Source organism: Streptomyces sp. bgisy159, assembly GCF_965341775.1.
Taxonomy (GTDB): Bacteria; Actinomycetota; Actinomycetes; order Streptomycetales; family Streptomycetaceae; genus Streptomyces.
This window is the reverse complement of record NZ_CBDQZH010000006.1, coordinates 159607-170740: the sequence shown is the minus strand read 5'-3', so window position 1 is coordinate 170740 and position 11134 is coordinate 159607. Positions and strand designations below refer to the sequence as shown.

General features: G+C 76.0%; 12 protein-coding genes. 8 read left to right on the top strand and 4 right to left on the bottom strand.

The features are described from left to right. The 6 genes from ACSLTV_RS09020 to ACSLTV_RS08995 all read left to right on the top strand — a co-directional run bounded on the left by ACSLTV_RS09020 (window position 1) and on the right by ACSLTV_RS08995 (window position 5347). Window positions 1–222 carry a V-type ATP synthase subunit F gene (locus ACSLTV_RS09020; protein WP_432138401.1) on the top strand — a complete coding sequence of 74 codons (222 nt, stop codon included), beginning with the start codon at window positions 1–3 and terminating at the stop codon, window positions 220–222. After that, window positions 219–818: a hypothetical protein gene (locus tag ACSLTV_RS09015; protein ID WP_435611939.1), complete on the top strand. Its 600-nt coding sequence runs from the start codon at window positions 219–221 to the stop codon at window positions 816–818. The genes ACSLTV_RS09020 and ACSLTV_RS09015 overlap by 4 nt, the downstream gene beginning before the upstream one ends. Continuing rightward, window positions 806–2572, top strand: coding sequence for a V-type ATP synthase subunit A (locus ACSLTV_RS09010; RefSeq protein WP_432138403.1), 1767 nt, complete (start codon window positions 806–808; stop codon window positions 2570–2572). The genes ACSLTV_RS09015 and ACSLTV_RS09010 overlap by 13 nt, the downstream gene beginning before the upstream one ends. Next, window positions 2569–3966 carry a V-type ATP synthase subunit B gene (locus ACSLTV_RS09005; protein WP_432157715.1) on the top strand — a complete coding sequence of 466 codons (1398 nt, stop codon included), beginning with the start codon at window positions 2569–2571 and terminating at the stop codon, window positions 3964–3966. Before ACSLTV_RS09010 ends, ACSLTV_RS09005 begins: the two co-directional genes overlap by 4 nt. Window positions 3967–3970: 4 nt before the next feature. Beyond that, window positions 3971–4603 carry a V-type ATP synthase subunit D gene (locus tag ACSLTV_RS09000; RefSeq protein WP_432138405.1) on the top strand — a complete coding sequence of 211 codons (633 nt, stop codon included), beginning with the start codon at window positions 3971–3973 and terminating at the stop codon, window positions 4601–4603. A gap of 513 nt (window positions 4604–5116) precedes the next feature. Beyond that, a complete protein-coding gene (locus tag ACSLTV_RS08995; protein WP_432138406.1) occupies window positions 5117–5347 on the top strand; it encodes a hypothetical protein in 231 nt (76 codons plus the stop codon). A gap of 133 nt (window positions 5348–5480) precedes the next feature. Here the strand turns inward: ACSLTV_RS08995 and ACSLTV_RS08990 are convergent, their stop codons facing one another. The 4 genes from ACSLTV_RS08990 to ACSLTV_RS08975 form a co-directional block, all read right to left on the bottom strand. After that, window positions 5481–5999, bottom strand: coding sequence for a flavodoxin domain-containing protein (locus tag ACSLTV_RS08990; RefSeq protein ID WP_432138407.1), 519 nt, complete (start codon window positions 5997–5999; stop codon window positions 5481–5483). A gap of 38 nt (window positions 6000–6037) precedes the next feature. Beyond that, window positions 6038–6565 (bottom strand): universal stress protein, encoded by a 528-nt coding sequence (locus tag ACSLTV_RS08985; RefSeq protein ID WP_432138408.1) that lies wholly within the window; start codon window positions 6563–6565, stop codon window positions 6038–6040. A gap of 118 nt (window positions 6566–6683) precedes the next feature. Then, window positions 6684–7307, bottom strand: a complete 624-nt coding sequence (locus ACSLTV_RS08980; RefSeq protein WP_432138452.1) for a DUF4389 domain-containing protein — start codon at window positions 7305–7307, stop codon at window positions 6684–6686. Between the two features lie 77 nt (window positions 7308–7384). Continuing rightward, a complete protein-coding gene (locus ACSLTV_RS08975; protein WP_432138409.1) occupies window positions 7385–7612 on the bottom strand; it encodes a hypothetical protein in 228 nt (75 codons plus the stop codon). A 195-nt stretch (window positions 7613–7807) separates the two neighbouring features. On the opposite strand from ACSLTV_RS08975, the gene ACSLTV_RS08970 reads away from it, so the two are divergent. Both ACSLTV_RS08970 and ACSLTV_RS08965 read left to right on the top strand, forming a co-directional pair. Further along, complete coding sequence (locus ACSLTV_RS08970) at window positions 7808–8683, top strand: universal stress protein (protein WP_432138410.1); 876 nt, start codon at window positions 7808–7810, stop codon at window positions 8681–8683. A 75-nt stretch (window positions 8684–8758) separates the two neighbouring features. Beyond that, a complete protein-coding gene (locus ACSLTV_RS08965; RefSeq protein ID WP_435611938.1) occupies window positions 8759–11128 on the top strand; it encodes a glycoside hydrolase family 65 protein in 2370 nt (789 codons plus the stop codon). Window positions 11129–11134 lie beyond the last annotated feature (6 nt).

Genomic DNA, 11134 nt, shown 5'->3' with positions numbered 1-11134 from the left:
ATGGCCCGGATCGCGGCCATCGGGGAGCGGCCCCGGGTGACCGGGCTGCTGACGGCCGGCGTCGAGGTGTTCCCCGCGCACGACCCGGACGCCGTACGCGCCGCCTGGGACGCCCTGCCGGCCCACGTCGCCCTGGTCATCCTGACCCCCGCGGCGGCCGCCGCCCTCCCCCCGGACCGCCTGGACGGGGACCGGCCACTGACTGCGGTGATGCCGCCATGACCCCCGAGCCGGCCGCGGGCGGCGGCCGCGCGCACGCCTCTCCGGCCCGTACACCGTCCGGCACGCCGGCCGCGCTCCCGCTCCCGCGGGGTGCCGGTGCGGCCCTGGACCCGGTGCGGACGCGGCTGCTCGCCGACGCCCGGGAGGCCGCCCGGGCGCTGCTGGCCGCCGCCGACCGGGACGCCGACGCCGCCGTGCGGGACGCCGGGGCGAGCGCCGCGCGGATCCTGGCCGAGGCGCGCCGGCAGGGCAGGGCGGACGCCGACCACCGCGTGAGCGCCGAACGGGTCCGCGCCCGCCGCGCCGCGCGCGCCCGCGAACTGGCCGCCCGCCGGGCATGCTGGGAGGAGCTGTGCCGTCAGGTCGTGGCCGGCGTCGAGGCACTGCGCCGCACCGACACCTACCCGCCGCTGCGTGACGGGCTCGCCGCGCGCGTACGGGCCGCACTCGGGCCGGACGCGGTGATCACCGAGGCCCCGGGCGGCGGCGTCGTCGGCGAGGTGCCCGGCCGCCGCATCGACTGCCGGCTGGCCACCTTCGCGCGACGCGCCCTCGACCGCGCCGCCGCGGGAGAGGAGGAGCCATGGGTTCCCTGACCCGGGCCGCGCCCGCCGCCGGCCGCGTCCTGCGCGTCGCCGGTCCCCTGGTGGAGGCCGAGCACGTCCCCGGCACCGCCATGAACGACCTCGTCGCGCTGGGCGAGGCCGCACTGCCCGGCGAGGTCGTCGCGATCCGGGACGCCGTGGTCACCGTCCAGGCCTACGAGTACACCGGTGGCCTCGCGCCCGGCATGCCCGCGCGCCCTCTCGGCCGGCCCCTGTCCGCGGCGCTCGGTCCCGGCCTGCTGGGCGGCGTGTTCGACGGCCTGCTGCGCCCGCTGTCCGGTGCGGGCGACTGGCTGGCGCCCGGGGCCCTCGGCGACCCACCCGGGCCCCGGCCCGCCCGCGAGTTCACCCCCCGGGTGGCCGAGGGGGACCGGGTCCGGCCCGGCGACTCCCTCGGCGAGATCACCGGCACCGGCCCCGTCCGCCTCAGCGCGCTGGTGCCGCCGGGCCGGGCGGGAGAGGTGACGCGGGTGGCCGCACCGGGCCGGTGCCCCGAGGACGCCGTCCTCGCCCTCGTGGCGGGCGTACCGGTCCGCATGACCACGCGCTGGCCGGTACGCGTCCCCCGCCCGGTCCGCGCCCGGACGCCCGCCGAGCGTGCCCTGACCACCGGCCAGCGCGCCATCGACCTGCTCTTCCCGGTCGCCGTGGGCGGCACCGTCGCCGTGCCCGGCGGGTTCGGCACCGGCAAGACCGTCCTGCTCCAGCAGATCGCCAAGTGGTGCGACGCCGACGTCATCGTCTACGTCGGCTGCGGCGAGCGGGGCAACGAGATGGCCGACGTCATCGACGAGTTCGGCGCGCTCACCGACCCGCGCACCGGGGGCCGGCTCGCCGACCGGACGGTGATCGTCGCCAACACCTCCAACATGCCCATGATGGCCAGGGAGGCCAGCGTCCACACCGGGGTCACGGTCGCCGAGTACTTCCGCGACATGGGCCTGCACGTCGTCGTCATCGCCGACTCCACCTCACGCTGGGCCGAGGCCCTGCGCGAGTTCGCCTCCCGGACCGGCGCGCTGCCCGCCGAAGAGGGCTACCCGGCCGGCCTGGCCTCCGCGCTGGCCGCGTTCTACGAGCGCGCCGGCCCGGTCACCACCCTGGGCGGACGCGCCGGTTCCGTCACCGTGATCGGCGCGGTCTCGCCGCCCGGCGGGGACATGACGGAACCCGTCACCGCCCACACCCAGCGGTTCGTGCGCTCCCTGTGGACCCTGGACCGCGACCTCGCCTACGCCCGCCACTACCCGGCCGTCTCGTGGGCCGAGTCGTTCTCCCGCGACATCGAGACACTCGACGCCCGCGACCTGACGCCCGCCGCCGACGGCGCGGCGGCCGGCGACCCGGACCGGCCCGCGCGCCGCGCCCGGGTCGCCGCCGTGCTCGCCGAGGCCGACCGGCTCGCCGACCTCGTCGACCTGCTCGGCATCACCGCGCTCCCCGCCCGCGAGCGGATCGGGGTGCTGGGCGGGCGGCTGGTGCGCGAGGCCGTGCTGCAGCAGAGCGCCCTGTCGGCCCGGGACGCCTACAGCGGCCCGGAGAAGACCGCGGCCCTGGCCGACGCGGCTCTGGCGGTCGCCGCCCGCTGCCGCGAACTCGCCGACGGGGGAGTCGACCCGGCCCGCATCGAGAACGTCGACTTCGCGCCGCTGCTGCGGGCCCGAGAGGAGGCCGGCCCGCACGACTCCGACACCGTGCGCGCCCGGTGCCGCGCCATGCTGGACCGACTCGGGGAGCTGCGGTGAACGCCGTACGGGACTGGGGGCGCGCCGAGTTCACCTCGGTCAGGGAGCTGCGCGGACCCCTCCTGGTCGTCGACGGGGTCGAGGGCGTCGGCTGGGACGAGTACGTGGTGCTCACCCTCGCCTCGGGAGAGCGGCGGCACGGCGTCGTACTGGAGGTGGACCGGGGCACGGCCGTGGTGCAGGTGCTGGAGAACACCGCCGGCATGGACCCCGGACGGATCGCCGCCGCCTTCGCCGGCAGCCCCTTCCGCGTCCCCGTCGGACCGGGCTGGCTGGGCCGCGTCTGCAACGGCCGCGGCGTGCCGCTCGACGGCGGACCGCCCGTGTTCGCCGCCGACAGCGCCGAGGTCGGCGGCCGGCCGGTCAACCCGGTGCGCCGTGAACCGCCCGCCGAACCGGTCCTCACCGGGGTCAGCGCCGTCGACGCCCTGACGACCCTGGTGCGCGGCCAGAAACTCCCGGTGTTCTCCGCCGCGGGCCTGCCGCACCTGGAACTCGCGGCCCAGATCGCCGCCCGCGCCACGGTCGGCGGGCAGCCCTTCAGCGTGGTGTTCGCCGCGATGGGCGTCACCCACGCCGACGCCGACTTCGTCCGTGACGCCCTGGAGGAGCGCTCCGCCGCCGGTGAGCTGGTGCTGCTGCTCAACACCGCCGACGACCCGGTCATCGAACGGGTCCTCACCCCGCGCATCGCCCTCACCGTCGCCGAGCACCTCGCCTTCGCGGCTGGCCGCCACGTGCTCGTGGTGATGACCGACATGACGAGCTACGCCGAGGCCCTGCGCGAGGTGTCCGCCGCCCGAGGCGAGATCCCGGCCCGGCGCGCCTACCCCGGCTACCTCTACAGCGACCTGGCGTCCCTGTACGAGCGCTGCGGACGGGTCCGGGGCCTGCCCGGCTCAGTCACCGTCCTGCCGGTGCTCACCATGCCCGCCGGCGACATCACCCACCCCGTGCCCGACCTCACCGGATACATCACGGAGGGGCAGATCGTGCTGTCCCGCCCGCTGCACGCCCGGGGCGTCTACCCGCCCGTGGACGCGCTGTCGTCACTGTCCCGGCTGATGCGCAAGGGCGCCGGGCCCGGCCGCACCCGAGCCGACCACCTGGACGTCGCCGCCCAGCTGCTGTCGGCGCTCGCCCGCGCCCGCCAGGTCCGCGACCTCGCCGACCTCGTCGGGCAGGGCGCGCTCGGCGCGGTGGACCGCCGCTACCTCGACTTCGAGGAGGCCTTCGCCCAGGGCCTGCTGCGGCAGCGGCGGGACGAGGCGCGCCCTTTGGCGGACACCCTGGAGCGTGCCTGGCGGGTGCTGCTCACCCTGCCGCGCAGCGAGCTGTCGATGCTGCCGGCCGACCTGCTCGACGCCCACGGGGCGTCCTCCGAGGGGCGGTGATCTGGTGCCCGAGCCACGCGTCCCACCCGGCCGGGCCGGCCGGACCCGGCTGCGGCGCCGCCGGGAGGCGGCCCTGCGGGGCGCCGACCTCCTCGACCGCAAGCTGCGGATCCTGCTGCGACGGCACCGGGAACTCCGACGCGTCGAGGACGAGACACGGGTGGTGTGGCACGACCGGGCGGCCCGGGCGCAGGCCTGGACCCGCCGGGGCGTGCTGCTCGGCGGCCCCGACGGTCCCGGTGGCGCGACCGGCCCGGACGCCGCCGACTACCCGCACCGCGCGGAGCTGCGGATCACCTGGGACTCCACGACGGGGGTACGGCATCCCGGCGCCGTGCACTGCGAGACGGCCGGCCGGGACCCCTCGGCCCCTGCCCCCGACAACACCGCCCTGCTGCTCGCCGAGGCCGCCTGGGCCGACGCCGTCCGCGCGGCGGCGGCCCACGCCGCCGCGCGCCGCGCCGCCCACGTGGTGGGGGAGGAGGTGCTGCGGACCCGGCAGCGGGTGCGGGCACTGCGGCGGCACTGGATACCGGCGCTGGAGACGGCCCTCGCGCGGCTGGAAGCGGCACTGGAGCAGGCCGAGCACGAGGACGCGGTACGCAGGCGGTGGGCGGCCGGGCGGGGAAACGGATGACCGCCCGGCGCCTTCGCCGGTCGGCGGCCGGGCCACCCGGCCCGCACGGCCCGTCGGGCCGCGGGGGCGCGCCCGACGGGGAGCACGGTTGCTTCCCGGACCGCGCCCGCACCGGGGGCATGGGGCTGCGGTGGGGCGGTGGGCCGTGGCGTGACGGCGGGAAGGACCATCCACTTCTCGCGGATCCCGATTGCGCGGTGCGCGACCGGTGAAGGTCGCTTCCCCGCGTCGTTCCGATCGGTCCTTCCCGTCGCTCCCAGCACACCACACAGACCCCCCGCGCGCCAGGGCCGAGCGGCCTCAACCGGAAAGGCGCCCGCCACGGCCACCGGCGGACACCTCCCGCACCCGTGTTCCGGTCGGCACGGGACCCCCGGCCCCGCTGCCGGGACCTGCGGCGGGCCGGTCGGCTCAAGTGCCGCCCCTCGGTGAGGAGTTCTATGGAAACGGGAAGACCGCACCGTTCTCCGCGCCATGTCGACCGGCCGGGAGGGCCGGGAAGGAGCGAGGACCATGGGCACGAGCCTCACACCGGAGTTCTGGGAGCGCCTCGCCGTGCTGCTGCTGGCGGCAACGGGCGTGACCTTCGTCCTGACCGCCGTGCTGGACGCCCTCGCCCTGCGCGTGGCCCGCCGGCGCGCCGCCCAGCTGCCGCCCACACCCCCGCCGCCCCTGCCGGACGCCCGGGCACCCCGCCCGCACCCGCGTGCCCCCTCGGACCGTCGCCCGCCGGTGCCGTGCTGACCCCGGCCGGTGCGCGGGACGCGGCGAGGACCGCCGCGCGGGGGCCGCGTCTTCTCCCGGCTCACCGACGGCGGCACCGTGACACCGGCCGAGCTGCGGCGGGCCCCCGGTCCACGGCGGCACCCCGTCGGCATCAGTGCCGTGTCCGGCCCGTCAGCTCCTCGGCTATCGCGTCGGCCCAGCGGTCCAGGGCGTCCCAGTCGCGGTAGTCGCCGTACCGTCCGCAGAACAGGTGGAACACGAACCGTCCGGTCAGCGAGAGGTGGGCGGGGCGGACGACGCCGGAGAACAGCCGGTGCTCCCGGAGGGGCAGCCCGCCGGGCAGGCTCTCCACGATCACCGGGGCCTCCTTGGGGCCCATCCGCCGCCAGGGTCCCCGCAACGCGTCCGGCATGCCCACGCTGAACAGCCACACGGGCCGCTCGCGCAGGACGTCCGCGCCACGCCGCAGGAACTCCTTCGCCGGATCGAGCCAGGTCTGCCCGTGCACGGCGCTGCCCAGGACGAACGCCGCGTACGCGCCCGCGTCGGGCACGCTCTCCATCGGTCTGGCCTCGGCCGTCAGGCCCGCCGCGCCGAGCCGGGCGGCGAGGCTGCGGGCGATCTCCGCCGTCGATCCGTGCGCGGTCGCGTATCCCACCAGGACGTCCATGGGATCACCTCCACGGGTCAGGTCCGGGCCGGGTGAGGTCACGCCACGCCCGCGCCGCTGGGCAGCCGCGCCGGTGGCGCCTGCACGATCCGCAGGTCCGGTTCCGCGCGGTCGGGGTCCGGGGCCGGGACGGTGACCACCGGCACCGCGGCGTGACGCAGGCACTCGCGGCTCACCGGCCCGACGGCCGGGAGGTCCTCCCGGCCGCGGGCGCTGTGGCCGAGGGCCAGCAGCAACGCGCCGTCGGTGTGGCGCAGCAGGACCCGGGCGGGCGGCCCCTCGGCCAGGACGGCGTGCACCGCGGGGTCCACGCGGGGGCCGAAGACCTCGCGGACGGAGTCGGCGAGCAGCGCGGCGGCCCGCTCGCGCTGCTGCGCGCGGGTCGGCCGGCCGGCGACGGGGGCGTACGGCGCGGCGTGCAGGGGGGCCGGTTCCCAGGCGTGCACGGCGAGGACCCGCGTGCCGAGCACGTGGGCCTGCCGCGCTGCCCAGCGCAGCGCGGCGCGCGACGCGTCGGAGCCGTCCACACCCACCACGATGCCGTTGCTGTCGGTGCGCTGGGTCATGGCTGCCTCCTTCGACGGTCCCTGTCTCCACCGTGCCCCGGCGCGGGCCCTGCCCGCGTGGGCCGCCCGGCACCCGTGCGGTGCCGGGCGGCCCCTGCGACGGGCCCGGCCCGCGTGCTCACGCATCGGGCTCGCGGCCGCCCTGGTCCAGGCGGAACGGCGGGTAGACGTCCGTCATCAGCGCCGCGTACGCCGCGACGCGCAGCACCCAGCGGTTCAACCCGACGACCAGGTCGAAGATGCCGCGCGGATAGCGCCCGGTGGCCGCCAGGGCCACCCCGGCGAACAGGACGAACAGGGCGATCAGCCCCACGTCCGCCCACGGCACGCGCGCCCCGCCGAGGAGGACGGCCAGCACCATGTAGTGGGGGATCGCCAGCAGCCACCACTTGACCAGGACCAGCCCCCGGGACAGCTCGTCCGGGTAGTCGAGTTCGAAGCGGGCCGGGTAGTCGGGCACGTCCGCCAGGGTGAACGGCGGATAGCGGTCGGTGCCGAGCCCGCCGTAGGCGTAGTACGACACCCGCCAGCTCCAGCGCAGCACGCCGGTGTTGAACTCGAACAGGGCGCGCGGGTAGCGGCCCGTGAAGAGGATGGCGAAGAAGGCCACCACGCTCACCACCACGAACGCCACCCACAGGAAGCACAGGACGACGTAGTGGGGGAGGGCGAGCAGCCACTTCACCAGCCACAGCCAGCGCGACAGCGGCCGGTCCAGCTCGGCTGTCACGCGTACCGGCATGTCCGGCGCGCGGGGCCCGCCGGTGCCGGTGTCGGTCTCGGTGTACGGGGCGGTCTTCACAGCGCCTCCTTCGTCCGTCAGCCACGGAATCGGCGATGGTCGTCGTCGCTGCGGCCGATGTAGTGCCGTTCCTCGATGACGGTCTCGTTCTCGCCGGGACGCTGGTGACCGGCGACCGTACCCATGAACATCAGCAGGCCCAGCAGCCCGGCGGCCATCAGGACGAGTCCGAGGACGACCGTGTTCTGGAACACCAGCCAGGTCCCGAGCCCGAGCGCGATCAGAAGCAGGAACGGAGCGGTCATGGCCGGTCCTCCCTAACCATTTGTCCTGTCTCAAGCGTCTGCCCGGCAGGCCACCCGCCCCAGGGGCCGTTCGGCCCGTCCGGGGGCCGGTGCACCCCTGTCCCGCGCCGGTACCCGGTGGCAGAGTGACGATGGAGTGAGGGGTGCCCGCCCGGCCCGGTGCCGCGCGGACGAGCCTGGGAGGCGGTGAGGAGCATGAACCTGCCCGTGGTCGTGGGCGTCGACGGATCCCCGGACGCCCTCACGGCGGTCGAGTGGGCGGCCGACGAGGCCGCCCGGCACGGCCTGCCGCTGCGCCTGCTGTACGCCTCCCTGTGGGAGCGCTACGAGGGCGACCGGTCCCCCGAGGAGCCCGGCCCGGCTTCGGAGCAGGTGATGGCCGACACCGTCGTCGCGACCGCGGCGGACCACGCCCGCCGGCGGGCCCCCGGCCTGAAGGTCCTGACGGACATCGTCCCGGAGGAGGCGGTGCAGGCGCTGCTGTACGCCGGCCACAACGCCACGCTGCTGGTCACCGGTTCCCGCGGCCGCGGCGGACTGCGCGGCCTGCTGCTCGGCTCGGTCGGCCTGGCCGTCGCCGGGCGCGCCCACTGCCCCGTCGTCGTGGTCCGCGGCGACCGGGCCGCGCTGGCGGGCACCCACGAGCGGATCCTGCTCGGCGCGGGCGACCCCGACAGCTGTGAGGAGGCCGTCCGGTTCGCGTTCGGCGAGGCCAGGGCGCGCGGCTGCGTCCTCGACGTCGTGCGCGCCTGGCGTCGGCCCCTGCACGACCCCGCCGGTCATCCGCTGCTCATCGGCGACCCGGCCCACGAGCAGGAACTGCAGGCCTCCGAACAGCTCGACGCGGTGCTGCGGGAGGCGGCCGAGGACCATCCGGAGATCCGGCTGCGCCGTGCCACCGCCGAGGGACCCGCCCGGCGGGTGCTCCTCGATCGCTCGGCCGCCGCCGACCTGGTGATCGTCGGAGCCCGGCGTCGCACCGGTCTCGTCGGCCTGCAACTGGGCCGGGTCGCCCACACCCTGCTGCACCACGCCCCCTGCCCGGTGGCGATCGTGCCGCAGCGGGTATGAGTGGCCGCAGGGCTACGGCGTAGCGCGGCGGAGCCGGGGAACCCGGACCCACCGCCGACGGGAGGGAGTGCCGCAGTGACGGGCTGGACCTGGGAGTACGAGGGTTACGAACCCGAGGACGAACGCCTGCGCGAGTCACTGTGCACGCTGGGCAACGGCTGCTTCGCCACCCGGGGAGCGCTGCCCGAGTGCGCCGCCGACGACGTCCACTACCCCGGCACCTATGTCGCCGGCTGCTTCAACCGGCTCACCTCGGACGTCTCGGGCCACGAGGTCGAGAACGAGGACATGGTCAACATGCCGAACTGGCTGCCGCTGCGCTTCCGGCTGCCCGGCGGCGAGTGGCTCACCCCGGACACCGCGCCCGTCCTCGAACACCGCCTGAGACTGCAGCTGTCCGCCGGTCTGCTGGAACGGCACACCCGCTACGGCCTCGGCGACGGACGGGAACTGACGGTGCGCCAGGAACGCCTGGTGCACATGGCCGATCCCCATCTGGCAGCGCTGCGCACCCAGTTCACCGCCACCGGCTTCTCCGGCACCGTGGAGGTGGAGGCCGCGCTGGACGGCGGGGTTGTCAACGCCGGCGTGGCCCGCTACCGCCGGCTGGACGGCCGTCACCTCGAACACGTGCACACCGGCGACACCGGACCGGACACCGTGTGGCTGCGCTGCCGCACCCGCACCTCGGGCATCCGCGTCGGCCTGACCGCCCGGCTCACCGCCGACGCGCCCGTCACCGCACGGCACGAGAGGACGCGCGTCCTGCAGCGGCTGGACCTGGAACTGACCGAGGGCCGCCCGGCCGTCGTCGACAAGACGGTCGCCGTGCACACCTCGCGCGACCCCGCCATCAGTGACCCCCTGCACGCCGCACTGCACCGGGTCGAACGCGCCCCGGCCTACGACGACCTGCTGGAGTCCCACCTGACGGCCTGGGACCAGCTGTGGCGCCGCGCCGACCTCGACGTGCCCGGTGAGTCCGGCCCCATCCTGCGCCTGCACCACTTCCACGTCCTGCAGACCCTCTCCCCGCACACCGCCGACCTCGACGTCGGCGTGCCCGCCCGGGGACTGCACGGCGAGGCCTACCGGGGCCATGTCTTCTGGGACGAGCTGTTCGTCCTGCCCTACCTCAACCTGCACTTCCCGGAGGTGTCCCGGGCCCTGCTGCGCTACCGCCACCGCCGTCTGGAACAGGCCTGCGTCGCCGCCCGGGAGGCCGGCCGGCGCGGCGCGATGTACCCGTGGCAGAGCGGCAGCGACGGCCGCGAGGAGACCCAGCAGCTCCACCTCAACCCCAACTCCGGACGCTGGCTGCCCGATCACTCCCGCCTGCAGCACCACGTCGGCTCCGCCATCGCGTACAACGTCTGGCAGTACTGCGAGGCCAGCGGCGACAGCGAGTTCATGCACACCAAGGGCGCCGAGATGCTGCTGCGGATCGCCCGGTTCTGGGCGGACAGCGCGGTCTGGGACGACACCCTCGGCCGGCACCGTATCAAGGGCGTGGTCGGCCCCGACGAGTACCACGACGCCTACCCCGACGCCGCCGAGCCGGGCCTGGACGACAACGCCTACACCAACGTCACCGCCGCCTGGGTGCTCACCCGCACGCTGGAGCTGCTGCGCTCGCTGCCCGAGCCGCGCCGCCGCGAACTCGTCGAGCGCACCGCGCTGGACGGCGGCGAACTCGAACAGTGGGAGGACGTCTCCCGCACCCTGCACGTGCCCTTCCACGAGGGCGTCGTCAGCCAGTTCGACGGATACGGCGACCTCGCCGAGCTGGACTGGGAGGGCTATCGGGAGCGGTACGGCGACATCCGGCGGCTGGACCGGATCCTGGAGGCCGAGGGCGACACCGTCAACCGCTACCGGGCCTCCAAACAGGCCGACGTCCTCATGCTCGGCTACCTGTTCTCCCCGGCCGAGCTCACCGGCCTCTTCCGCCGCCTGGGCGTGCGCCTGGACGACGACACCTGGCGCCGCACCGTCGACTACTACCTGCACCGCACCAGCCACGGCTCCACCCTCAGCGGCCTGGTGCACGGCTGGGTACTGGCCCGCGCCCGCCGCGCCGAGGCCTGGACGTTCTGCCAGGAGGCCCTGCAGGGCGACATCGCCGACGTCCAGGGCGGCACCACCGGCGAGGGCATCCACCTCGGCGCCATGGCCGGCACCCTCGACCTGGTGCAGCGCGGCCTGACCGGCCTGGAGACCCGCGGCGGAGCCCTCTGGCTCGACCCGGTCCCGCTGCCCGAGCTGTCCTCCTACGGGTTCTCCCTGCGCTACCAGGGCCACTGGGGCATCCGGCTGCGCCTGGAGCGCGGCTGGCTGGAGATCGCCGTACCGTCCTCCGACGAGTCCCCCATCGATGTGCGCCTCCCCGACCGGGCGGTGTGCCTCCAGCCGGGCGAGACCGTGAAGCTGGCGCTCCCCGACTGAGGCCCG

Excerpts from the sequence above, each read along its gene's own strand:
- ACSLTV_RS08975 (WP_432138409.1), bottom strand. The coding sequence starts at position 7,612 with ATGACCGCTCCGTTCCTGCTTCTGATCGCGCTCGGGCTCGGGACCTGG.
- ACSLTV_RS08990 (WP_432138407.1), bottom strand. The coding sequence starts at position 5,999 with ATGGACGTCCTGGTGGGATACGCGACCGCGCACGGATCGACGGCGGAG.
- ACSLTV_RS08970 (WP_432138410.1), top strand. The coding sequence starts at position 7,808 with ATGAACCTGCCCGTGGTCGTGGGCGTCGACGGATCCCCGGACGCCCTC.
- ACSLTV_RS08985 (WP_432138408.1), bottom strand. The coding sequence starts at position 6,565 with ATGACCCAGCGCACCGACAGCAACGGCATCGTGGTGGGTGTGGACGGC.
- ACSLTV_RS09020 (WP_432138401.1), top strand. The coding sequence starts at position 1 with ATGGCCCGGATCGCGGCCATCGGGGAGCGGCCCCGGGTGACCGGGCTG.
- ACSLTV_RS09010 (WP_432138403.1), top strand. The coding sequence starts at position 806 with ATGGGTTCCCTGACCCGGGCCGCGCCCGCCGCCGGCCGCGTCCTGCGC.
- ACSLTV_RS09015 (WP_435611939.1), top strand. The coding sequence starts at position 219 with ATGACCCCCGAGCCGGCCGCGGGCGGCGGCCGCGCGCACGCCTCTCCG.
- ACSLTV_RS08995 (WP_432138406.1), top strand. The coding sequence starts at position 5,117 with ATGGGCACGAGCCTCACACCGGAGTTCTGGGAGCGCCTCGCCGTGCTG.
- ACSLTV_RS08980 (WP_432138452.1), bottom strand. The coding sequence starts at position 7,307 with ATGCCGGTACGCGTGACAGCCGAGCTGGACCGGCCGCTGTCGCGCTGG.